This is a genomic window from Leucobacter sp. gxy201, from assembly GCF_051043335.1.
GTDB lineage: Bacteria > Actinomycetota > Actinomycetes > Actinomycetales > Microbacteriaceae > Leucobacter.
Map to the genome: position 1 here is coordinate 339067 of NZ_JAMXWS010000003.1, position 22663 is coordinate 361729.

Sequence of the window (22663 nt, forward strand, 5' to 3'; positions counted from 1 at the left end):
GAACATCTGATGATATGTGATAACTTCTTCTTGTAAGGCAAGCCTTACTGTCATCATATGAATCGGAGAGGCTGGTCGGCAGCATGATCGGAACCCTCATGATCGGTGTGCGCGAGGGTCTCGAGGCAGCGCTGGTCGTGAGCGTGCTGCTCGCATACACCACGCGGATCAACCGTCCGGATGCGGCGCGCAAGATCTGGATCGGCGTCGCGGCGGCGGTGCTGCTGTCGCTCGTCACCGGGGCCGTACTGACTTACGGCGCCTACGGGCTCTCGTTCCGGGCGCAGGAGGCGATCGGCGGAATCCTCTCGATCGCCGCCGTCGCGATGGTCACCTGGATGGTGTTCTGGATGCTGCGCGCGGCCGGCGGGCTGAGCCGCGAGCTGCGCGACAGCGTCGACCGGGCCCTTCTCGGCAGCGGCTGGGGCGTGGCCGCAATCGGCTTCATCTCGGTCGGGCGAGAGGGCATCGAGACCGCGCTCTTCATCTGGGCGACGACCCGGGCGAGCGACGTCTCGCCGCTCATCGGCTTCCTGAGCGCGGTCTCGGGCATCGTCGTCGCCGTTCTCCTCGGCTGGGCCCTCTTCCGCGGCATGCTGCGCATCGACCTCACCCGTTTCTTCCGATGGACGGGCGTGCTGCTGATCGTCTTCGCGGCAGGCGTGCTCGCGTACGGCGTCCACGACCTGCAGGAGGCCGCCTTCCTCCCCGGTCCCTTCGCCGAAGCGCCCGCGACCGCGGGCCCCGCGCTCGCGTCGTGGTTCGGCGAGGCGGCGTGGGCGTTCCGCATCCCGCACATCATCGCCCCCGACGGAGCGCTCGGCGCGCTGCTGAAGGGTGCGATCGGGTTCTCGCCCGAGATGACGAAACTCGAACTGATCGTATGGGCCGCGTACATCGTGCCGACCCTGACCCTCTTCCTGCGACGCTCGTACGCGCAGGAGAGCCGCGCATCCCGCCGCCGGACGAAGGCCTCGGCCGCACCGGCGATCCCTGGCGCTCCCGCCCCTGCGAAAGGACACCCGTGACCCGTCGAACCCCCCGCGCCGCCGCAAGCGCACTCTGCATCACGGCAGCCGGTGCGCTGCTGCTCACCGGCTGCGTGCCGAACGCGACCGCCACGGAGTCGCAGAGCATCGCGGTCTCGGCCGCAGACGACTCGTGCGCGCCCGAGACCGCGGAAGCGTCGAGCGGCACCATCACCTTCTCCGTGACGAACGACGGCGCGAAAGTCACGGAGTTCTACGTGCTCGGCGAGAACGGGCTCACCATCGTCGGCGAGGTCGAGAATATCGCTCCGGGGGCCAGCCGCGACCTCACGGTGCAGCTCGGCCCGGGCGACTACTTCACGAGCTGCAAGCCCGGCATGATCGGCGCCGGCGTCGGCACCGCCGGCTTCACGGTGACCGGCGACGCGCTCGAGACCTCGCCCGAGGTCGATGCCGTCGTGGCGCAGTACGTCGCCTACGTCAAGGGGCAGTCGGAGGAGCTCGTGCCGCAGGTGCAGGCCTTCGTCGACGCCTACCAGGCCGGCGACGACGCTACCGCGAAGGAGCTCTTCCCGGTCGCCCGCATCAGCTACGAGCGCATCGAACCGACTGCCGAGCAGTTCGGCGACCTCGACCCGAAGATCGACTACCGCAAGCCCGGCGCCGACGAAGAAGGGCTGCCGTTCACGGGCTTCCACCGTATCGAGATGGACCTCTGGCACGATGCCGCGGTCGCGAACGGCGACTACGCGGGCGACCCCGACCTGACGCCGCTCACCCCCGAGCAGCGCGCCGAGGTCGGCGACCGGCTCGTCGCCGACGTGACCGAGTTGAAAGAGAAGGTCGCGGACCCCCAGTTCTCCCTGACCCTCGCCGACATCTCGGAGGGTGCGAAGGGGCTGCTCGACGAGATCGCCGCCCCCGACGGCAAGCTGCCGGGCGAGGAGAACGAGTTCGCCCATACCGACCTCTGGGATTTCACCGCGAACGTCGAAGGCGCCTACGTCGCATTCGACACGGTGCGCCCGCTCGCCGAAGCGAACGGGGAGGAAGAGCTCGTCGCCGCGATCGACCGGTCGTTCGACGACATGTTCGCCCTGCTCGAGACCTACGGATCGTACGATGCCGGCTTCGTCGCGTACGACACGGTCGACGAGCAGGCCCGCTCCGGGCTCGCCGCGAAACTGAATGCCCTGAGCGAGCCGATGTCGAAGCTGACTGCGGCCGTCGTCGGGAACGACTCGGCATGACCGATCGGGAGGTCGAGCCCGGGGGTCGGAGGACCGCCGCGACCGGCCCTGCGGAGGAGGCGACCGGAGCGGCCGCGCCCGCCGAGAGCGCCGGCGCCTTCCGCCCCTCGCGCCGCGGTCTGCTCGGGCTGCTCGGCGCAGGCGTCGCTGGGCTCGCCCTGGGCGGTGCCGGCGGCGCGGCGATCGCCTCCGGCCTCGCCGCGCAGAGCGCCGGGGGCGGTTCGGGCGTCGTGCCGTTCCACGGCGCCCACCAGGCGGGCATCACCACCCCCGCCCAGGACCGTCTGCACTTCGCGGCCTTCACCCTGGTCGAAGGGGCGACCCGCGACGACCTCATCGGGCTGCTGCGCGACTGGACGGCCGCGGCGGAGAAGCTCACGCGCGGTGAGGCGATCGGGAGCGGAATCGAGCCGGAGAACGGGCTGCTGCCGCCCGAGGACACGGGGGAGGCGGCGGGCCTGCACGCCGGGCACCTCACGCTCACCTTCGGCCTCGGCCGTTCGATCTTCGTCGGAGCCGACGGCGAGGGCGATCCCTTCGGCATCCGCGACCGCATGCCCGCGGAGTTCGAGCCGCTGCCGTCATTCGCATTCGACCTGCTCGAAGACGCCATCAGCGGCGGCGATCTCTGCGTGCAGGCCTGTGCCGACGACCCGCAGGTCGCCGTCCATGCGATCCGCAACCTCGCGCGTATGGCGTTTGGGCGCGCGCACCTCTCCTGGAGCCAGCTCGGCTTCGGGCGCACGGCCTCGACCTCGCGCGATCAGGATACGCCGCGCAATCTCTTCGGGTTCAAGGACGGCACGATGAACGTGATGTCCGACGAACAGGCGGCGCTCGACGAGCACGTCTGGGTCGGCGACGATGCTCCGGCATGGATGCGGGGCGGCAGCTACCTCGTGGCGCGCAAGATTCTCATGACCATCGAGACGTGGGATCGGGCGTCGCTCGATGAGCAGGAGCGCATCTTCGGGCGCACCAAGATGCTCGGCGCGCCTCTCACCGGCAATGCCGAATTCGAGGAGCCGGACTTCGAGGCGCACGCCGATGGCACACCGGTCATCGATATGGCGGCGCACGTGCGGCTCGCGCACGCGAGCAACAACGGCGGCGTGCGCATTCTGCGCCGCGGCTACAACTACGTCGACGGGTCGAACGGGCTCGGGCAGATCGGCGCCGGGCTCTTCTTCATCTCGTTCCAGCGCGACCCCGCTGCGTTCGTACGTCTGCAGCGTTCGTTGAAGTCCGACCTGCTGAACGAGTACATCCGCCATATCGGCTCGGGCCTGTGGGCCGTGCCGGGCGGCGTGCGTTCGGGCGAGGTCATCGCGCAGGCCCTCTTCGAGTGATCGGCCGGCTACTGCGGCCCGAACAGGGTCTCGGCCGCTCTCCGCGCTTCGGCGCTGCGACCGGCGCGACCGAGTGCTCGGATGCGCTCGCTCGGCTCGTGCAGCAGCCGGCCGGTGAAGCGCCGCAGCGCGAGCTCGACCGCGGAGGCTTCGGCGTCGCCGGGCGTGCGCGGCCCGCGGGCCCGGCACAGCTCGTCCTCCAATACGTCGAGCACGTGGCCGCGCAGAGCGACGAGGGCGGGCAGTGCCTCGCGCTCGGCTCGGTCCGAGCTGAACTCGATCGCGGCATCGTGCACGATGCGCCGCGCTTCGGCGGCGGCCCCCAGCTCGGGTACCGGGGCGTGCTTCGCGATCGCCTCGAGGTCGAGCAGCTCGACGCCCGCGACGCTCGTGACATCGGCGTCGATATTGCGCGGCATGCCGAGGTCGAGCACGAGGGGCGGGGGAGTCTCGACGTCGCCGAGGTCGCGGGCGTGCAGCAGCGGATCGTGCACGCTGCTGCAGGCGATCAGCAGATCGGCCGATGCGAGCGCGTCCGCGAAGCCGTGCTCGGGCACGGCGCGGATCCCGCGTGCGCGAGCGAACTCGGCGGCACGGCCCGAGGGGGAGTGCACCGCGATGCGCTCGGCCCCGCGGCCGCGCAGTGCCGCGACCGTGGCGCCGGCGTACGCCCCGGTGCCGACCAGCAGCACCCGGGCTCGTTCCCAGCTGCCGATGCGCCGCTCGGCGAGCGCCAGAGCGAGGCGCACGAGCGAGCGGCCCTCGTCCTGCAGTCCCGTACGGTGCTTGACGTCGCGCGCAACGCGATGCGCCCGCTGGAACAGCCGTTCGAGCAGGTCGGTGACCGATTGCTGCTCGTGCGCCCGCGCGTGCGCGCGCCGCACCTGTCCCGCGATCTCGCCCTCGCCGAGCGCGGCCGATTCGAGCCCGCACGCGACGGCGAAGAGGTGCTCCGCGGCGGCCTCGTCGGTGCTGCAGGCGGCGATGCGCCGTATCGCGGCGGTCTCGAGGCCTGCCGCATCGGCGATGCTCGACAGCACCGCTTCGGAGGTCGCGCTCGGGATGTCGGCATAGGCTTCGAATCGGTTGCAGGTCGCGAGGACGATCGAACCGGCCACCGCTTCGTGTGCGCGCAGCGCCGCGGCGATCGCGTCGCCGCGGCGCTCGAACCTCTCGAGTTCTGGGGTCGGCGTCGTACGGTGATCAGCGGAAAAGCACAGGAGCATATCGGAAATCTCGTCAGTCGCGGGCCGGGGCATGTCGGCCGATTCGGGCCACTGAGAAAACATACCCCATAGATCTGATCTATCTCATCAGATCTATGGGTTACTATTTCGTCCGATGAATAGCCCCACCGTGAATCCCGGCCCGAACGGCACTGCCCCGCTCCCGGCGCGCCACCCGCTCAGCGACGGCCGCACCTCGACCGCACCGCTCGTGCGCGCCCTACGCGGCGAGCGCCCGGAGCAGCAGCCCGTATGGTTTATGCGGCAGGCCGGTCGTTCGCTGCCCGAGTACCGTGCGCTGCGCGCTCAGACCCCGATGCTCGAGGCCTGCTTGACTCCGGAGCTCGCCGCCGAGATCACTCTGCAGCCGGTGCGCCGGCACGGCGTCGACGCCGCAGTATTCTTCAGCGACATCGTCGTGCCGCTGCTGCTCGCCGGCGTCGACGTCGAGCTCGTCGCCGGGCGGGGGCCGGTCTTCGCGCACCCAGTGCGCACCGCCGCCGACGTCGCGCGCATGCGGGCCGAGCACCCGGCCGAACGACTCCGGCAGTCCCTGGCGCCGATCGCCCGGGCGGTCTCGCTCGCGGTCGCCGAACTCGGCGCGACTCCGCTGCTCGGCTTCGCAGGAGCACCGTTCACCCTCGCCGCCTACCTCGTGGAGGGCGGCCCCTCGCGCGACCATCTGCGAGCGCGCTCGCTCATGCACGCCGACCCCGAGACCTGGCGCGCGCTGCTCGAGTGGACCGCGGAGCTCAGCGGCGCGTTCCTGCGCGCCCAGGTCGACGCGGGCGCGAGCGCGGTGCAGCTCTTCGACTCGTGGGCCGGGTCGCTCAGCGCCGCCGACTACCGCGAGCGCGTGGCTCCCGCGTCGCGCACGGCGCTGGCACCCGTCGCCGGTACCGTGCCGATCGTGCACTTCGCCGTCGGCTCGGGCCACCTGCTCGAAGAGCTCGCGCGCGTCGGCGGCGAGCCGGGCGACGTGGCCCTCGGCGTCGATTGGCGCACCCCGCTCGACGATGCGAGCGCGCGGCTCGGCGACGCCGTGCCCCTGCAGGGCAATATCGACCCGGCGACCCTCGACGCCCCGGCCGCGGTGCTCGAAGCGCATGTGCGCGACGTGCTGCGGCGCGGCCGCCGAGCACCCGGTCACGTGCTGAATCTCGGGCACGGCGTGCCGCCGACGGCAGACCCCGACGCCCTGACCCGCATCGTCGAGCTCGCCCATGCCGGGTGACCTGCGCGTCGCCGTCATCGGCGGCGGCGTCGCCGGACTCGTCGCGGCCCGCGAGCTCGCGAGGTGCGGCGCCGCGGTCGACGTGTTCGAATCCGAGCCGCGCCCGGGCGGGAAGATCGCTCGGGCCCGGCTCGACGGGCGGCGCTTCGACATCGGCGCCGAGGCCTTCGCGACCCGCGGGGGAGTCGTAGCCGAGCTGATCGGGGAGCTGGGACTCGCCGATGCGATCGTCGCCCCGGCGCCCCTCGGCAGCTGGAGCGTGCAGGGATCGCGCGCCGTGAGGTTCCCCGAGGCCGGCGCGCTCGGCCTGCCCGCGGCGCCGCTCTCGCGCGAGAGCGTACGGGCTCTCGGTGTGGTCGGCGCTCTGCGGGCCGCGTGCGAGCCGGTGCTGCCGCGGCGCATCGGCGGCCGGGCGCGGAGCGTCGCCGAGCTCGTGCGTCTGCGGGCCGGCCGCCGCGTGCTCGACCGCCTGGTGCGCCCCATCGCCCTCGGCGTCTACTCGACCCCGCCCGAGCAGCTGCCCGTGTCGGCGGTGCCGGGCCTCGCCGAGGCGCACTCCGGCGGCCGATCCCTACTCCGGGCATCGCGCGCGCTGCGCGACCGTTCGCGGGCGGCGGGCAGCGCCGTCGGCGCGCTTCCGGGCGGCATGGGCCCGCTCGTCGACGCGCTCGAGGCCGATCTGCGCGGGCTCGGCGCCGAGCTGCATCTCGGTACGACCGTCTCGGGGGTCGCGCATCAGGGCGACGACTGGCGTATCACCGCGACCGGCCCCGCCGCGTCCGGCATCGCAGAGATCGCTCCGCGCGGCTACGACTCCGTCGTGATGGCGGCCCCCGAATCCGTGGCGCGCCGCCTGCTCGCACTGCCCGGAGCCGGTGCGCCCGCCGGCTCCACGGTCGAGATCGTGATGCTGCTCGTCGACGCCCCCGCGCTCGACGGCGCCCCGCGCGGCACCGGGGCGCTCGTCGCACCGGCCGGCGACGGCGCAGCGGCGGGAGGCACCCGTGCCAAGGCGCTGACGCACGTCACCGCGAAGTGGCCCGACCGCGGGGCAGGCCTTCCGGCGGGCCGGCATGCCGTGCGGCTGTCGTACGGCCGCGCCGGCGAGCCCCCGTGCACGCTCGGCCTTGACGACGAGCAGCTGATCGACCTCGCCGCCCGCGACGCGGGCCGCATCCTCGGCACGCCGATCGCTCGAGACCGCGTCGTCGCGTGGGCGCGGCGCCGCTGGATCATGGCCTCGCCCGCGCCGGCCGACGCGCCCGAGCCCCCCGCGGGCGTCGTGCTCGTCGGCGACTGGGTCGCCGGGACCGGTCTCGCCGCGACCATCGCCCACTCACGCGCCGCGACCCGCGGCCTCGCAGATGAGGCGGCGACCCGCCGCCGGAAGGAGCCGATCCGATGACCTCCACCGCACCGGACGCCGTCAACGAGGGCGCCGGGCTCGTCTTCCGCTCCGACGGCCCGCTGCCCGCCGCACCGGGGCTCCTCCGCGTCGGTACGCGGGGCAGCCGTCTCGCCGTATCGCAGACGACGACGGTCGCCCGCACCATCGCCGCGGCCACCGGCCTCGACGTCGCCCTCGTCATCATCACGACGAAGGGCGACATCTCGCGCGCCCCGCTCGCGCAGCTCGGCGGCACCGGGGTGTTCGTGAGCGCGCTCCGCGACGCGCTGCTCGCCGGGGCCTGCGACTTCGCGGTGCACTCGCTCAAGGATCTGCCGACGGGCCCGTGCCCCGGCATCGCGCTCGGCGCGATCCCGTCGCGCGCCGATGCGCGCGACGCGCTCTGCGCCGGGCCGGGCGGCACGCTCGCCGCGCTGCCCCCGGGAGCGCGGGTCGGCACGGGATCGCCGCGGCGCGCGGCCCAGGTGCTCGCGCGACGCCCCGACCTCGCAGTGCTCGATCTGCGCGGCAACGTCGACACCCGGCTCGGGCGCGTCGGCGTCGACCTCGACGCGGTCATCCTGGCGGCAGCGGGTCTCGATCGCATCGACCGGTCCGACGCGATCTCCGAGCGCTTCCCGCTCGACGAGGCGCCCACCGCCGCCGGCCAGGGCGCGCTCGCCGTCGAGGTGCGGGATGAGGACGCGGGCGCGCCCGCGATCGCCCGCGCGCTCTCCGCCCTCGACGACGCCGAGTCGCGCGCGACCGCCATCGCCGAGCGCACCATGCTCGCCGCGCTCGAGGCAGGCTGCGCGGCCCCTGTCGGCGCGACCGCGAAGGTCGACGCGGGCGCGCTGACCCTCAGCGCCGCGGTGTACCGCCTCGACGGCGCGTCGTCGCTGACGGCCTCGGCGCAGGCCCCGTGGTCGCCCACAGACGCGCAGGCTCCTGCCGAGCTCGGCCGATCGGTCGCGGCCGAGCTGCTGCAGCGCGGTGCCGCGGCCCTCGCCCCGCTCGGAGGCGCGAGATGACGCTCGCCGGCAGGGGGGTCCTGGTGCCGCGCGGCGGCGAGGCCGGCGAACGCTGGTCGGCAGCGATACGGCAGCGCGGCGGATGGCCGTACGTGGTGCCGCTCATCGAGACGGCGCCGCCCCTCGACCCCATCCCGTTCGAAGACGCCGTCGCCGCCTGGAACCGCGGAGGCTACGACTGGGTCGTCGTCACGAGCCCGCGCGGCGCCGAGGCCCTCGCGCGGGCGGGCGCGCAGGCGGCCGACGACCGCCCCATCGCAGCCGTCGGGCCGGCCACGGCCGCAGAGCTCCGTCGCCACGGCCTCACCGCGGCGCTCGTCCCGGCGGAGGAGTTCTCCGCCGCCGGGCTCGCGGAGCTTCTCCGCTCGGCGATCCCTGTCCCGGCGAAGCTGCTGCTGCCGCTCTCCGAGATCGCCGGCACCGAGCTCGAGACCGCGCTGCGCGACGCCGGCCACGACGTCGACCGCGTCGACGCCTACCGCACCCTGCCGACCGCCGACGACCCGGTCGCCGCCCATGCCGTCGCGGCGGGCAGCCCGGAGATCCTGCTCGCGAGCAGCGCCTCCGTCGCCCGGGAGATCGCGCGCCGATTCGCGCCCCTGCCCCCGGCCTCGTTCGTCGTCGCGATGGGGGAGCCGACCGCACGCGCCCTGCAGCGGTCGGGCATCGCCCCCGACGTCGTCGCCGCGCACCACACCATCGCCGCCATGCTCGACGCCGCGGAGCAGCTGCTCGCCGCGCGCATCACGGGCCCGGGCGCACCGCACCCCTCCGCCGAACCCACCACCGCGAACAGGAACACCGCACCATGACCCACGCACCCACCATCAGGCCGAGACGCATGCGGCGCACCCCCGCCCTGCGCAGGCTCGTGGCCGAGACCCGCCTGCACCCCGCCGAGCTGATCCTGCCGGCGTTCGTGCGCGAGGGCATCGCGAGCCCGCGCGAGATCCCGTCGATGCCCGGCACCTCGCAGCACACGCTCGATTCGCTGCGCCGGGCCGCAACGGAAGCGGCCGAGGCCGGTATCGGCGGCATCATGCTCTTCGGCATCCCCGAGAAGCGGGACGCCCTCGGTCGAGCCGCCGATGACCCCCAGGGCATCCTCAACGCGGCCGCCCGCGCCGTGACGGCCGAGGTCGGCGACGCGCTCGTCGTGCAGACCGACCTGTGCCTCGACGAGTTCACCGACCACGGGCACTGCGGCGTGCTCGACCCCGACGGCGGAGTCGACAACGACGCCACGCTCGAACGCTACCGCTCGATCGCCGTCGCGCAGGCCGACGCGGGCTCCGCGGTGCTCGGGCTCTCGGGCATGATGGACGGCCAGGTCGCCGCGGTGCGCGAGGCGCTCGACGGCGCGGGCCACGAGGAGACGGCCCTGCTCGCGTACTCCGCGAAGTACGCCTCGGCGTTCTACGGGCCGTTCCGCGATGCCGTCGAATCCCAGCTCGTCGGCGACCGCCGCGGCTACCAGCAGGATCCGGCGAATCGGCGCGAGGGTCTGCGCGAAGCGCGCCTCGATCTCGACGAGGGCGCGGATTTCGTGATGGTGAAGCCCGCGATGTCGTACCTCGACGTGCTCGCGGAGGTCGCCGCCGAGAGCCCGGTGCCCGTCTGGGCCTACCAGGTGTCGGGGGAGGCCGCGATGATCGAAGCGGCCGCCGCGAACGGCTGGCTCGATCGTCGCCGCGCGATCGAGGAATCGGTGCTGAGCATCAAACGCGCGGGGGCCGACGCCGTCCTCAGCTACTTCGCCGTCGAACTCGCGGGGTGGCTGCGATGAGCCGGGACGTCGCGTCGAGCGCCCGATTCGCCGAGCGGGCCGCGCGGGTCATCCCGGGCGGCGTGAACTCGCCCGTACGCGCCTTCGGCTCCGTCGGCGGCACTCCGCGCTTCCTCGTCTCGGGGGCCGGGCCGCTGGTCGTCGATGCAGACGGCAACGAGTACGTCGACCTGGTCGCGTCGTGGGGGCCGGCACTCCTCGGGCACGCCCACCCCGATGTGGTGGCCGCGGTGCAGCGCGCGGCGGCGCGCGGGCTCGGCTTCGGCGCATCGGCCCCCGAGGAGGCCGAACTCGCCGAGGAGATCGTGCGACGCGTTCCCGAAGTGGAGCGGGTGCGCCTCGTCTCGACCGGCACCGAGGCCACGATGACGGCGATCCGCCTCGCCCGCGGCGCGACGGGCAGGCCCCTGATCATCAAATTCGCCGGGCACTACCACGGGCACTCGGACGGGCTGCTGGCGGAAGCCGGGTCGGGGCTCGCGACGCTCGCGCTGCCGGGCTCCGCGGGCGTGACTGCCCAGACGGCCGCGCAGACGCTGGTGCTGCCCTACAACGACGTCGCCGTGCTCGAGGCCGCCTTCGCCGAGCACGGCGACCGCATCGCCGCGGTGATCTCGGAGGCCGCGGCGGCGAACATGGGTATCGTGCCGCCCGCCCCCGGCTTCACCGAGGCCATGATCCGCCTCGCGCACGCGCACGGCGCGCTCGTCATCCTCGACGAGGTGCTCACCGGTTTCCGCTCGGGCCCATCGGGGTACTGGGGCATCGAATCGGCGACGGTGGCGCCAGGGATCGCGCCCGACCTGTTCACCTTCGGCAAGGTGGTCGGCGGCGGCCTCCCGCTCGCGGCCCTCGGCGGTCGGGCCGAGCTCATGGATCTGCTCGCGCCCCTCGGGCCCGTCTACCAGGCCGGCACGCTGTCGGGCAACCCGGTGGCCGTCGCGGCGGGCCTCGCGACGCTGCGCCTCGCCGACGACGACGCCTACGCGCGTCTCGGCCGTGCCGCGGACGCGATCGCCGCGGGTCTGGCGAGCGCGCTCGATGCGGCCGGAGTGCCGCACCGGGTGCAGCGCGCGGGCACGCTGCTCGCGCCGGTGTTCGGCGACTTCCCGAGCGCCCCACGCGACTACGCCCAGATGCGGTCTCAGGAGGCGTGGCGCTATCCGGCCTTCTTCCACGCCATGCTCGACCGCGGCGTGAATCTGCCGCCGAGCGCGTTCGAGGCGTGGTTCGCGACCGCTGCGCACGACGACGCGGCGATCGGGCGCATCCTCGACGCGCTCGCGCCCGCGGCCCGCGCCGCTGCGGAAGCGCAGCCGGAGGGCGGGGAGTAGGGTCACCGACCCCGGCCTTCCCGTCGGGCGAGGCCCCGGGTCGCGCGGCCGGAGACATCGCCCGACGCGCCGTGCAGGGGCCGAGGAGCGATCAGACCGAGCGGAATACCGCGACGACCTTGCCGAGCACCTCGGCGTAGTCGCCGAGGATCGGCTCGAACGCGCTATTGCGGGGGAGCAGCCAGGTATGGCCGTCCCGGCGGCGGAACACCTTCACCGTCGCCTCGCCGTCGAGCATCGCCGCGACGATGTCGCCGTTCTCGGCCTCGCGCTGCTGCCGGACGACCACGAAGTCGCCGTCGCAGATCGCGGCGTCGATCATGGAATCGCCGACCACCTTCAGCATGAACAGCTGCCCGTCGCCGACGAGCGACCGGGGCAGCGGTACGAGCTCTTCGACCTGCTGCTCGGCGGTGATCGGCACACCGGCGGCGATCTGACCGACGAGGGGCACGTACGCCGCCTCCTCCGCCTGCTGCGACGGCGCATCGGCGATGGCCGAGCTCGTGCTCGCGAGTTCGATGAGGATCTCGAGCGCGCGGGGCCGGTTCGGGTCGCGGCGGATATACCCCGCGAGCTCGAGGCGGCTCAACTGATGGGTCACGCTCGACAGCGACGAGAGGCCGACGGCGTCGCCGATCTCGCGCATGCTCGGCGGGTAGCCCTGGGACTCGACGGTGCGGCAGATGTACTCCAGGATCGCCTGCTGCTTCTCGCTCAGCCTGCGACCCTGCGGCGGCGTATCCGAGGTGCTCATCGCGATCCTTCCGTTGCGGGAATGCCTGCGCCGATCGACGGGACTGGCGGCGGGACCGTGAATGTCAGTGGGTGCTGTTTCAGTGATCCCGTTGCTTCGAAACCCTAGCGGCCCCGCTCGATCACTGGCAAACATATGTTCGAGTGTCGCGAAAGGCGATCGGAACACGTATTCGAAGAATCGTTGCGTTTTCGATCGTTCGAAGATATATTCGAAACAGATGTTCGCGTAGGCGGATGCACCAGGAAGGAACCCAGACATGAGCGCAGTGATCTCGCACGAGGCCCCCAAGCTCCGCCTGACCCGGCGCGGCCGGGTCGTGTTCGGTTCGTTCGCGACGGTGCTGGTGGCGGCGCTGCTGGCCTTCGTCGCGGCATTCGCGGCCCCCGAGGCGCAGGCGTCGAACGCCGCCGGCGATGCGGAGTTCCAGTACGTCGTGGTGCAGCCGGGCGCAACCCTCTGGTCGCTCGCGACCGAACTCGACCCGACGCAGGATCCGCGCGATCTCGTCGCCGAGATCGTGCAGCTCAACCAGCTCCAGGGGTCCGGCGTCCAGGCCGGCGAGGCGATCGCCGTGCCGCTGCGCTACGCGCACTCCGCCTCGGTCGTCTCCGGCGCCGAGCTCGGCTTCCCCGTGGACTCGGCGGAGTGAGCGCGGGTCGACCCTAGAATGGTGAGGGTGACCAGTCTCAGTGACCTCCCGCTCCGCAGCACGCTCGTCGGCAAGGCGCCGTACGGCGCCCCCCAGGATCCGGTGCCGATCAGCCTGAACGTCAATGAGAACACCCATCCGCTGCCGGAGGCCGTGGTCGCCGACATCGCCGAATCGCTCGCTCGAGCGGTCCGCTCGGTGAACCGCTACCCCGACCGCGAGTTCACCGAACTCCGCGATGCGCTCGCCGGGTACCTCGGTCACGGGCTGGCCTCGGAGCAGCTCTGGGCCGCGAACGGCTCGAACGAGGTGCTGCAGCAGATCCTCCAGGCCTTCGGCGGCCCGGGCCGGTCGCTGCTGAGCTTCACCCCGACCTATTCCATGTACCCCCTGCTCGCGTCGGGCACCGACACCGCCTGGGTGCCGATCGAGCGCCCCGAGGGGTATGCGCTGACGCCCGAGTTCGTGGCCGAGACTCTGCGCGAGCAACGGCCCGACATCGCGATCATCTGCGGCCCGAACAACCCGACCGGAACCCGCCTCGATATCGACACCGTGCGCGCCGCCTACGACGCCTTCGACGGCATGCTCATCGTCGACGAGGCGTACCGCGAGTTCGACGACCGCGGCGAGAGCGCCATCACGCTGCTGCCGGGGCGTCACCGACTGCTGGTGTCGCGCACCATGAGCAAGGCGTTCGCGTTCGCTGGGGTGCGGCTCGGCTACCTCGCCGCGGATCCTGCGGTGATCGACGCGCTGCGCCTCGTGCGTCTGCCCTACCACCTCTCGGCCCTGACGCAGGCGGCCGCCACCGCGGCGATCCGCCATTCGGGCGAGATGCTCGCCACGGTCGCCGACATCCGCGAGCAGCGCGAACGCCTCGCCGCGGCCCTCACCGAGTTCGGCTACCGCGTGCACCCGTCGGGCGCGAACTTCCTCCTCGTGGGCGGCTTCGACGACCCCGACGCGGTGTTCGAGACGCTGTTCTCCCAAGGCATCCTGATCCGCAACCTCGGCATCGACGGGCACCTGCGGCTCACGGTCGGCACCGAGACCGAGACGAGCGCGCTGATCGACGCGATCTCGCGGCTCGAACGGTAGTGCAGCCCTCCGGCGTTTCGATCCGGGTCCCGCGCTGCCGCTCCGAGGCATCGTCGCGCCCCGTCGCACTAGACTGTTGCCCATGACATCAGCTGCACGCACCGTCTCGATCGAGCGCTCGACCAGCGAGTCGCAGATCTCCCTCAGCATCGATCTCGACGGCACCGGAGTCTCGGATATCGACACCGGCGTCCCGTTCTTCGACCACATGCTGACGGCGTTCGCCAAGCATTCGCGCACCGACCTCGCGGTGCGCGCGCAGGGAGACGTGCATATCGACGTCCATCACACCGTCGAGGACACGGGCATCCTGCTCGGCCAGGCGATCCTCGAGGCGCTCGGCGACAAGCGCGGCATCATGCGGTACGGCGATGCGGCGGTGCCGCTCGACGAGTCGCTCGCGCAGGCCGTCGTCGATATCTCGGGCCGGCCGTACCTCGTGCACTCGGGCGAGCCCGCGGGCTTCGAATTCCACCTCATCGGCGGCCACTTCACCGGTTCGATGGTGCGCCACTTCTTCGAGGCCCTCGTGCTGAACGCGCGTCTCACGGTACACCTGAAGCTCGTCGAGGGGCGCGACCCGCACCACATCGCCGAGGCGGAGTTCAAGGCGTTCGCGCGCGCGTTCCGCACTGCGAAGTCCGTCGACCCCCTCGAGAGCGGCATTCCCTCCACGAAGGGCGCTCTGTGACCGGAGCACGCGTCGCCGTGCTCGATTACGGTTCGGGCAACGTCCACTCGGTGCTGAAGGCCCTCGCGAAGGCCGGTGCCGAGCCGCTCCTCACACGCGACCCGAAGGCCGTCGCCGAGGCGGACGGGCTGCTCGTTCCCGGCGTCGGCGCCTTCGACGCCGTGATCCGGCAGCTCCGCGAGGTGCGCGGCGACGAGCTCATCGACCGGCGGCTCGCCGGCGGGCGGCCGGTGCTCGGGATCTGCGTCGGGGAGCAGGTGATGTTCGAGCGCGGTATCGAGCGCGGGCGCGAATCGGACGGCCTCGGCCAGTGGCCCGGAACCGTGCGCGAACTCCGCGCCGAAGTGCTGCCCCACATGGGCTGGAGCACGGTGCAGGCCCCTGCGGGGTCGCGGCTCTTCGACGGCATCGCCGACGAGCGCTTCTACTTCGTGCACAGCAATGCGGCGACGGAGTGGACGATCGAGGGCCGCGGCGCGTCCGTGCGGCCGCTCGTCACCTGGGCCGAGCACGGCGAGAAGTTCATCGCCGCCGTCGAGAACGGCCCCCTCACCGCCACCCAGTTCCACCCCGAGAAATCAGGCGAAGCCGGTATCCGGCTGCTGCGCAACTGGATCTCGGGATTTCCGAATCGACGCGACTCGCTAAGGAGCGAACACACATCATGACTGAACTGGCCGAAGGCCCGAAGCTGCAGCTGCTGCCGGCCATCGATATGGTCGACGGCAAGGCCGTTCGCCTCACGCAGGGCGAGGCCGGCACCGAGAAGAACTACGGCAGCCCCGTCGACGCCGCTCTCGACTGGGTCGAGCAGGGCGCCGAGTGGATCCACCTCGTCGACCTCGACGCGGCGTTCGGCCGTGGGAGCAACGTGGCCGTCGCACGCAAGATCATCAAGCGCACGGGCGGCCGGGTGAACATCGAATTCTCGGGCGGCATCCGCGACGACGCGAGCCTCGAAGCCGCGCTCGAAATGGGGGCGCGGCGCGTGAACCTCGGTACGGCCGCTCTCGAGAACCCCGAATGGACGCATGCGGTGATCGCCCGCTACGGCGAGCAGATCGCGGTCGGACTCGACGTTCGCGGCGAGACCCTCGCCGCCCGCGGATGGACCGAGGACGGCGGCAACCTCTGGGACGTGCTCGCACGGCTCGAAGAAGCCGCGTGCCCGCGCTACGTCGTCACCGACGTCACGAAGGACGGCATGATGCGCGGCCCGAACGTCGAGCTGCTGCGCCAGGTGTGCAGCCGCACGTCGCGCCCGGTCATCGCCTCCGGCGGCATCTCGAGCCTCGATGACCTGGCAGCGCTGCGAGAGGTCGTTCCGCTCGGCATCGAAGGCGCGATCATCGGCAAGGCGCTCTACGACGGCGCCTTCTCCCTCCCGGCCGCGCTGGACGTCGCGGGGCGCTAGCGCCTTGGCGATCAAGAAGCTCCCCTCCACCGGCGACGCCCCGCGCTCGACCGGAGTTCCGACGAGCCTCGTCCCGGGCGGTTCGGCGGATTCGGCGGGCTTCCCCTGGGAAGGGCGCACGTTCGACCATCATGGTTCGGCCTTTGCCGACGATGACGGCTCGACGCCCGCAGCGTACGCCGAAGCCGTCGCGGCCCTGCGCCGGACCGCGCAGGCTTTCGTGCAGGCCGGGCCGGGGGAGCAGGCCGGCGCTCTGCACGCGCTCGGCGAGGCGCACGCGACCGCGCTGCAGGAGATCTCGAAGGTCAGGCTGCTGGTGCCGCTGCTCGCCGAGGCCGGGGACACCGGCATCACTCCCGAGGGGCGCGTCGTCGAGAAATCGCAGGAGCTCTCCATCGTCACCGTCGCGGGCCCCGACGGGCGCACGGTGATGCCGGCGTTCAGCTCCACCGATGCCATGCGCCGCTGGAACCCGGAGGCCCGGCCGATCCCGGTGCCCGCTCCGCAGCTCGCGGTCGCCGCGGCGCAGGAGGAGACCGACCTCGTCATCGTCGATCCGGGCTCCGCCGATCAGGAGTTCGGGGTGCGCCGGCCCTCCCTGCGCGCGATGGCGCTCGGCGAGCGGAGGCTCCCGGCCTGGGCCGACCCCGCGGTGCGGGCGGCGTTCGTCTCGGTATCGAGCGACCCCGGGCTCGACGCGCTCGCGCTGCTCCCGGGCGACCCCGAGGCGCGGTTGCTGCAGGCAGAGGTCGATGTGCATCTGCTGCTCGCGCCGGGCACGGACGGCGCTGGCATGCAGGCACTCCTCGTGCGGCTGCAGCAGCGCTGGGCCGCATCGGAGACGATTGCGGAGCATGTCGATTCCATGCGCGTGCGTCCATCGAACGCCCAGTAGATCTCGTATCATTTTCAGCTGATCCGTACAAAGTCAAGGATGAGTGCTGGGAATTTGCTGCACGGTGCTACGCTCTTCCGAGTACGAATTTTGCGATAGGAGCGAAACAGCGTGAGCCAGAACACTGTTGTTCAGAGTGCGCCACCGCGTGCTGAGTGGACAGGCCAAATCGGATTCATCATCTCGGCGATCGGATCCGCAGTCGGCCTCGGAAATATTTGGAGATTCCCCGGAGTCGCGTACGAGAACGGCGGCGGGGCCTTCCTGATCCCGTACATCGTCGCACTGCTCACCGCGGGCATCCCGATCCTCTTCCTCGACTACGCGATCGGCCACCGCTTCCGCGGTTCGGCCCCGCTCGCGATGCGCCGCCTCGCGGGCAAGCTCGGCGAGGGCCTCGGCTGGTTCCAAGTGCTGATCTGCGTCTTCATCGCGATCTACTACACCGCGGTGCTCGCATGGGCCGCCAGCTACTTCGTCTTCTCGTTCGATCTGAAGTGGGGCGACGACGCGACCGGCTTCTTCGTCGGCGAATACCTCAAGCTTTCGGATGCGCCCTTCACGATGGAGTTCGTGCCGGGCGTGCTGATCCCGCTGATCCTCATGTGGATCATCACCCTCTTCGTGCTCGGCGCCGGCGTGGTCAAGGGCGTGCAGCGCATCAACCTGATCGCGATGCCGCTGCTCGTCATCGGCTTCGTCGCCCTCGTCGTGCGCGCCCTCTTCCTGCCCGGCGCCGCCGATGGCCTGAACGCGCTGTTCACCCCCGACTTCGCCGCGCTCGCCGACCCGGCCGTGTGGGTGGCCGCGTACAGCCAGATCTTCTTCTCGCTGTCGGTCGCGTTCGGCATCATGATGACCTACGCGTCGTACCGCAAGCGCAAGTCGAACATGACGACCCCGGGCCTCGTGGTCGCCTTCGCGAACTCCTCGTTCGAGATCCTCGCCGGCATCGGCGTGTTCGCGACCCTCGGCTTCTTCGCCTACCAGCAGGGCATCGCGATCGACCAGCTCGAAGGCCTCACGGGCGTCGGTCTGGCGTTCATGACCTTCCCGGCGATCGCGGCCGAGATGCCGGGCGGCCCGTTCTTCGGCCTCCTGTTCTTCGGCTCGTTGACCCTCGCCGCGCTCACTTCGCTGATCTCGATCCTCGAGGTCGTCTTCGCCGGCGTCATCGATAAGTTCGGCATCAGCCGCAAGAAGGCCGCTTACGGCCTCGGCGGCATCCTCGCGATCATCTCGATCATCCTGTTCGGTACGACCTCCGGCCTGATCGCGCTCGACACCATCGACAACTGGGCGAACAACATCGGCATCGTGGGCTCCGCGGTCGCCATGACCGTCATCGTGCTCTGGGTGCGCCGCGCGGGCGGCGAGCTCAGCGGCCACCTCAGCTCGCTGTCGACCTTCAAGGTCGGCCGCACCTGGATGTTCTTCGTCTCGGTGCTCGGCCCGGTCGTGCTCGGCTACATGCTGATCGTGACCATCGTGAGTCTCATCCAGAACCCCTACGAGGGCTACGATCCGATCTACCTGCTCATCGTGGGCTGGGGCTCCGTGTTCCTCATGATCGTCGGCTCCATCGTGCTGACGGCGCTGCCGTGGAAGAGCGACCCCGACGCCTTCACGCCGTGGCCGGCGCTCGACGCGAAGGGCAAGTCGTTCAGCGCTGCAGCAGCGAAATCTGACCACCAGGGAGGTGCGCGATGACTCCGATCGCGATCGTATTCCTCGTCCTCGCGGCGATCATCGTGTGGGGCGGCCTCATCGCCAGCGGCATCTATCTCGGCCGCCGAGCCGAAATCGATGTCTACCCCGAAGGCGGCGACCTCGACGGCGACGCAGGCTAACAGGCCCCGAGGCGTCCCAGAACAGCGGTGCCCCGTTCCCTTCCGGAGCGGGGCACCGCTGTCGTTCCCGCCAGTGCGCGTTTCGGGCCGTCCGCCGATGCCGGGCGCACACCCGCCTACAGCAGGTTGATGAGCGCGATGTAGCTCGCAGTGCCGGCGGCGATGCTGAGCAGCGCACGGCGCTTGCAGAGCAGATGCACGGCCACGGTGACGGCGGTGGCGACGACGACCGCCCAGACCCGATCGTGCTGCGCGAGCATCTGGTCGCGCAGCACGACGACCGAGAGGATCAGCAGGATGCCCGCCGGCATCCAGCGGCCGAGCGCCTGCACGAACCGCGACTTGCGCAGCGGCTTCAGCACCGCGAACGGGAGCGCCCGCAGCGCGAGCGTGATGATCCCCGATATCGCGACCGCCGCGATGAGATACACGTGCTCAGGCATCGGGGCCTCCTGCTGGCCCGCCGGGGGCTTCCGAAGCCGGCCGACGGCCGCGACGCCCCAGCGCGTAGCGCACGGCGAGCAGCGCGGTGAAGACGACGAGCGCGACGAGCAGCGCCTGACCGGGGGCGGCGAGCACGGCGATGCCGACCGCGAGGCCTGCGAGCAGCACCGACGGGATCTCGCGCCGGCTGCGCACCGCGTCGAGGGTCATGACGACGAACAGCGCGACGAGCGCGAACTCGAAGCCCTCGATCGGCGCCGGAAGGGCGCCCGCGATGGCCACGCCGACGAGGCCGCCGGCGACCCAGTACGCCTGCATCACGAGCTGACCGGTCACGATACGGGTCGAGCCGAGCCGCTCGGGCGGCATGAGCACGTAGGTCGCGTACGCCTCGTCGATCAGCGCATACGTCGAATAGGCACGGGGCAATCCGGGCCGCACCCGTGCGATCGGGAACGAGAGCGCATAGAAGACGTGCCGGAAGTTGACGGCGAAGACCGTCGCGGCGATCGTGAGGAGCGGTGTGGCGGCGGCGAGCAGGCTGACGAGCAGCAGCTCGACGGAGCCCGCGAAGATGCCGATCGACAGGGCCGGGGCGAGCCACCACGGCAGCCCCGCCTGCACGACGAGCACGCCGAGCGCCACACCGAGCGGGAAGATGCCGATGCCGACGCCCAGGGAGTCCCCGAACCCGGCCGAGATCTGCGCGAGACGCCCGTCTCGCGGGGCGTCGGAGTGTGCAGGCATACCCGCCATTCTCGCACGGTGCACGGGGCCCCGAGGGCGCGCCGCGGCGGCCGTGTCGCCCGGGCCGGGCGGCACCCGGGCCGCTAGGATCGGGGATCATGAGCCTCAATGATGATGACCGTACTCCACTCCGTCGCGTCGGCCGCAGCGGCCTGCATCTGCCGATGCTCTCGCTGGGCCTCTGGCAGAACTTCGGCGACGACCGCTCGCACGAGTCTCAGCGCGAGACCGTGCTCGGCGCCTACGAGCGCGGCATCTTCCACTTCGACCTCGCGAACAACTACGGCCCGCCCTATGGCCAGGCCGAAAGCAATTTCGGGCGCATCCTGCGCGAGGATCTCGCCGCGCACCGCGACGAGCTCGTCGTCTCGACGAAGGCAGGCTGGGACATGTGGCCCGGCCCGCACGGTGCGGGCGGCAGCCGCAAGCACCTCATCGCAAGCGCCGACGCGTCGCTGAAGCGGCTCGGCCTCGACAACGTCGACATCTTCTACACGCACCGACCCGATCCGCGCACCCCGCTCGACGAGACCGCACGAGCGCTCGATCACATCGTTCGCTCGGGTCGCGCCCACTACATCGGCATGTCGTCGTACTCGGCGGCCGCGAGCCGCGAGCTGTGCGCGCTGATGCGCGACCTCGGCACCCCGGTCACCATCCATCAGCCCTCGTACAGCATGCTCAACCGCTGGATCGAGACCGAGGGCCTGCTCGATGCCGCCGCGGCCGAGGGCTTCGGCGTGATCGGCTTCACGGCGCTCGCGCAGGGACTGCTCACGAACAAGTACATCGATGCCGTGCCCGAGGGGTCGCGCGGCGCTTCCGACGGCACCTTCACCTCGGACGCGCTGACCGATGATCTGCGCGTCCGTCTGCGCGGCCTCGCCGACATCGCTGCGGCACGCGGGCAGAGCCTGGCCCAGATGGCGCTCGTGTGGGCGCTGCGCGACGATCGCGTCACGAGCCTCGTGATCGGTGCGAGTCGCGTCGGCCAGCTCGACGAGAACTGGCGGGCGCTCGAGAACCGCTCGTTCGACGACGCCGAGCTCACCGCCATCGACGAGCTGCTCGTCGACGGGGGAGTCGACCTGTGGCGCGAGCCGCGCGAGGGCGGCCCGATCCGGCTGCTGCCGCGCGACGCGCAGGCCTGAGCGACCGCGAAACGAGAACGGCCGGCGGCCCCTCCGATCGAGGGGGTCGCCGGCCGTCGCCGTGCGGGGAGAAACGTCAGATCGCCGACCCGGTGTACTTCTCGCCGGCACTTCGGCGCTCGGGGCGAAGCATCGCTTCGCGCGCCGCGTGTGCCGATTCCGTCTCGGGATCGGTTTTCAGATCACCGACCCGGTGTATTTTTCACCGGGTCCCTTCCCCGGCTCGTCGGGGATCGCCGAGGCCTCGCGGAACGCGAGCTGCACCGAACGCAGGCCGTCGCGCAGCGGGCGCGCGTGCGAATCGCTGATCTCCGGAGCCGCCGCGGTGATGAGGCCCGCGAGCGCGTTGATGAGCTTGCGCGCCTCGGCGAGATCGGTCTCGTTCTCGGGATCGTCCGAGAGGCCGCACTTGATGGCGGCCGCGCTGAGCAGGTTGACCGACGCGGCGGTGATGATCTCGACCGCCGGCACCTCGGCGATGTCGCGTGCGGCCTGGGCCGCCTCGGAATCGAGGGTCGGCTGCTCGGCGATGTGCTCGTTCATGTTGTCCTGACTGTTGCGACGAAAACTGTGCTAATATCGTTTCGGTTCTCGGCGATCTGCCGAGATGCGGAAGAGGAGATTCTCCCACCCGGTTCCAGCTTCAAGGTTACCGGGTAGTTGGCACCCCGCCGGTCACGGCAGCTTCAGGGTGCGGGTGCAGCGCGTGCGCGGCCCTGATCTCCGTCCGTCGTTCCCACCGGAACGCCCGAACCATGAGAACAGAGGAGCCGGCGATCAGCGATCCCCGTACGAATGACAGAATCCGCGTCCCCGAGGTGCGACTGGTTGGTCCCAGTGGCGAGCAGGTCGGGGTCGTCCCGATCGATACCGCCCTGCGCCTGGCAGCGGATGCAGATCTCGATCTCGTCGAGGTAGCCCCGAACTCGAAGCCTCCCGTCGCGAAGATCATGGACTTCGGGAAGTACAAGTACGAGGCCGCCCAGAAGCAGAAGGAAGCCCGCCGCAACCAGGCGAACACGGTCCTGAAAGAGGTCCGCTTCCGTCTGAAGATCGACAAGCACGACTACGAGACCAAGACGAAGCGCGCCATCGGCTTCCTGTCGCAGGGCGACAAGGTGAAGGCGATGATCCTGTTCCGCGGTCGCGAGCAGTCGCGCCCCGAGATGGGCGTCCGCCTGCTGCAGCAGTTCGCCGAGGACATCGTCGAGTACGGCACCGTCGAGTCGAACCCGCGCATCGACGGCCGCAACATGGTCATGGTCATCGCCCCGGTGAAGAACAAGTCGGAGGCGAAGGCCGAGCAGAACGCTCGCCGCGCCGAAGAGAAGGCGAACCGCCGCGCGGACAAGTCGCAGGACGCCTGAGCCACACA

Annotated in this window: 24 protein-coding genes; 19 read left to right on the forward strand and 5 right to left on the reverse strand. The window is 71.3% G+C overall.

What is annotated here, in order from left to right:
• Nucleotides 1-83 precede the first annotated feature (83 nt).
• From efeU to efeB, 3 genes are read left to right on the forward strand one after another with little or no spacing between them, the layout of a single operon-like run.
• Nucleotides 84-1028, forward strand: coding sequence for an iron uptake transporter permease EfeU (efeU, locus tag NHL51_RS06680; RefSeq protein ID WP_434142627.1), 945 nt, complete (start codon nucleotides 84-86; stop codon nucleotides 1026-1028).
• A complete protein-coding gene (gene efeO / locus NHL51_RS06685) occupies nucleotides 1025-2239 on the forward strand; it encodes an iron uptake system protein EfeO (RefSeq protein ID WP_434142628.1) in 1215 nt (404 codons plus the stop codon). The genes efeU and efeO overlap by 4 nt, the downstream gene beginning before the upstream one ends.
• Nucleotides 2236-3588 carry an iron uptake transporter deferrochelatase/peroxidase subunit gene (efeB, locus tag NHL51_RS06690; protein ID WP_434142629.1) on the forward strand — a complete coding sequence of 451 codons (1353 nt, stop codon included), beginning with the start codon at nucleotides 2236-2238 and terminating at the stop codon, nucleotides 3586-3588. Before efeO ends, efeB begins: the two co-directional genes overlap by 4 nt.
• Nucleotides 3589-3596: 8 nt before the next feature.
• Here the strand turns inward: efeB and NHL51_RS06695 are convergent, their stop codons facing one another.
• On the reverse strand, nucleotides 3597-4814 hold the full coding sequence (locus NHL51_RS06695; protein ID WP_434142631.1) for a glutamyl-tRNA reductase: 1218 nt from the start codon (nucleotides 4812-4814) through the stop codon (nucleotides 3597-3599).
• Nucleotides 4815-4929: 115 nt separating this feature from the next.
• Here NHL51_RS06695 and hemE point away from each other — a divergent pair, with 115 nt between their 5' ends.
• From hemE to NHL51_RS06725, 6 genes are read left to right on the forward strand one after another with little or no spacing between them, the layout of a single operon-like run.
• Nucleotides 4930-6048, forward strand: a complete 1119-nt coding sequence (hemE, locus tag NHL51_RS06700; RefSeq protein ID WP_434142632.1) for a uroporphyrinogen decarboxylase — start codon at nucleotides 4930-4932, stop codon at nucleotides 6046-6048.
• Nucleotides 6038-7453: a protoporphyrinogen/coproporphyrinogen oxidase gene (locus tag NHL51_RS06705; protein WP_434142633.1), complete on the forward strand. Its 1416-nt coding sequence runs from the start codon at nucleotides 6038-6040 to the stop codon at nucleotides 7451-7453. The genes hemE and NHL51_RS06705 overlap by 11 nt, the downstream gene beginning before the upstream one ends.
• The gene (hemC, locus tag NHL51_RS06710; protein ID WP_434142634.1) at nucleotides 7450-8466 is read left to right on the forward strand and encodes a hydroxymethylbilane synthase; all 1017 of its coding nucleotides are present in this window, start codon (nucleotides 7450-7452) and stop codon (nucleotides 8464-8466) included. The genes NHL51_RS06705 and hemC overlap by 4 nt, the downstream gene beginning before the upstream one ends.
• Nucleotides 8463-9278 carry a uroporphyrinogen-III synthase gene (locus NHL51_RS06715; RefSeq protein ID WP_434142635.1) on the forward strand — a complete coding sequence of 272 codons (816 nt, stop codon included), beginning with the start codon at nucleotides 8463-8465 and terminating at the stop codon, nucleotides 9276-9278. The genes hemC and NHL51_RS06715 overlap by 4 nt, the downstream gene beginning before the upstream one ends.
• Entirely contained in the window at nucleotides 9275-10252 is a 978-nt protein-coding gene (gene hemB, locus NHL51_RS06720; protein ID WP_434142636.1) for a porphobilinogen synthase, read from the forward strand. Before NHL51_RS06715 ends, hemB begins: the two co-directional genes overlap by 4 nt.
• Nucleotides 10249-11586 (forward strand): glutamate-1-semialdehyde 2,1-aminomutase, encoded by a 1338-nt coding sequence (locus NHL51_RS06725; protein ID WP_434142638.1) that lies wholly within the window; start codon nucleotides 10249-10251, stop codon nucleotides 11584-11586. The genes hemB and NHL51_RS06725 overlap by 4 nt, the downstream gene beginning before the upstream one ends.
• Nucleotides 11587-11677: 91 nt before the next feature.
• On the opposite strand, the gene lexA is transcribed toward NHL51_RS06725, so the two are convergent.
• A complete protein-coding gene (gene lexA / locus NHL51_RS06730; RefSeq protein WP_434142639.1) occupies nucleotides 11678-12343 on the reverse strand; it encodes a transcriptional repressor LexA in 666 nt (221 codons plus the stop codon).
• Between the two features lie 259 nt (nucleotides 12344-12602).
• Between lexA and NHL51_RS06735 the strand changes: the two genes are divergently transcribed.
• From NHL51_RS06735 to NHL51_RS06770, 8 genes are all read left to right on the forward strand, one after another.
• Nucleotides 12603-12995 (forward strand): hypothetical protein, encoded by a 393-nt coding sequence (locus NHL51_RS06735; RefSeq protein ID WP_434142640.1) that lies wholly within the window; start codon nucleotides 12603-12605, stop codon nucleotides 12993-12995.
• Nucleotides 12996-13013: 18 nt separating this feature from the next.
• Complete coding sequence (locus NHL51_RS06740; RefSeq protein ID WP_434142641.1) at nucleotides 13014-14096, forward strand: histidinol-phosphate transaminase; 1083 nt, start codon at nucleotides 13014-13016, stop codon at nucleotides 14094-14096.
• An 82-nt stretch (nucleotides 14097-14178) separates the two neighbouring features.
• Entirely contained in the window at nucleotides 14179-14787 is a 609-nt protein-coding gene (gene hisB, locus NHL51_RS06745; protein ID WP_434142642.1) for an imidazoleglycerol-phosphate dehydratase HisB, read from the forward strand.
• Nucleotides 14784-15455, forward strand: a complete 672-nt coding sequence (gene hisH / locus NHL51_RS06750) for an imidazole glycerol phosphate synthase subunit HisH (protein ID WP_434142644.1) — start codon at nucleotides 14784-14786, stop codon at nucleotides 15453-15455. The genes hisB and hisH overlap by 4 nt, the downstream gene beginning before the upstream one ends.
• Nucleotides 15452-16201, forward strand: coding sequence for a bifunctional 1-(5-phosphoribosyl)-5-((5-phosphoribosylamino)methylideneamino)imidazole-4-carboxamide isomerase/phosphoribosylanthranilate isomerase PriA (gene priA / locus NHL51_RS06755; RefSeq protein ID WP_434142645.1), 750 nt, complete (start codon nucleotides 15452-15454; stop codon nucleotides 16199-16201). Before hisH ends, priA begins: the two co-directional genes overlap by 4 nt.
• A 4-nt stretch (nucleotides 16202-16205) precedes the next feature.
• A complete protein-coding gene (locus NHL51_RS06760) occupies nucleotides 16206-17096 on the forward strand; it encodes an SseB family protein (protein WP_434142646.1) in 891 nt (296 codons plus the stop codon).
• Nucleotides 17097-17207: 111 nt separating this feature from the next.
• On the forward strand, nucleotides 17208-18806 hold the full coding sequence (locus tag NHL51_RS06765; protein WP_434142647.1) for a sodium-dependent transporter: 1599 nt from the start codon (nucleotides 17208-17210) through the stop codon (nucleotides 18804-18806).
• Nucleotides 18803-18946: a MetS family NSS transporter small subunit gene (locus NHL51_RS06770; protein ID WP_434142648.1), complete on the forward strand. Its 144-nt coding sequence runs from the start codon at nucleotides 18803-18805 to the stop codon at nucleotides 18944-18946. Before NHL51_RS06765 ends, NHL51_RS06770 begins: the two co-directional genes overlap by 4 nt.
• 116 nt (nucleotides 18947-19062) lie before the next feature.
• Here NHL51_RS06770 and NHL51_RS06775 read toward each other — a convergent pair whose 3' ends face one another.
• Both NHL51_RS06775 and NHL51_RS06780 read right to left on the reverse strand, forming a co-directional pair.
• A complete protein-coding gene (locus tag NHL51_RS06775) occupies nucleotides 19063-19389 on the reverse strand; it encodes a branched-chain amino acid transporter permease (protein WP_434142650.1) in 327 nt (108 codons plus the stop codon).
• Complete coding sequence (locus tag NHL51_RS06780; protein WP_434142651.1) at nucleotides 19382-20137, reverse strand: AzlC family ABC transporter permease; 756 nt, start codon at nucleotides 20135-20137, stop codon at nucleotides 19382-19384. Before NHL51_RS06780 ends, NHL51_RS06775 begins: the two co-directional genes overlap by 8 nt.
• A 98-nt stretch (nucleotides 20138-20235) precedes the next feature.
• Between NHL51_RS06780 and NHL51_RS06785 the strand changes: the two genes are divergently transcribed.
• Nucleotides 20236-21288 carry an aldo/keto reductase gene (locus NHL51_RS06785; protein WP_434142652.1) on the forward strand — a complete coding sequence of 351 codons (1053 nt, stop codon included), beginning with the start codon at nucleotides 20236-20238 and terminating at the stop codon, nucleotides 21286-21288.
• 177 nt (nucleotides 21289-21465) lie between these two features.
• Here NHL51_RS06785 and NHL51_RS06790 read toward each other — a convergent pair whose 3' ends face one another.
• Nucleotides 21466-21831 (reverse strand): DUF1844 domain-containing protein, encoded by a 366-nt coding sequence (locus tag NHL51_RS06790; protein WP_434142653.1) that lies wholly within the window; start codon nucleotides 21829-21831, stop codon nucleotides 21466-21468.
• A 212-nt stretch (nucleotides 21832-22043) separates the two neighbouring features.
• On the opposite strand from NHL51_RS06790, the gene infC reads away from it, so the two are divergent.
• Nucleotides 22044-22655, forward strand: coding sequence for a translation initiation factor IF-3 (gene infC, locus NHL51_RS06795; RefSeq protein ID WP_434142655.1), 612 nt, complete (start codon nucleotides 22044-22046; stop codon nucleotides 22653-22655).
• Nucleotides 22656-22663 lie beyond the last annotated feature (8 nt).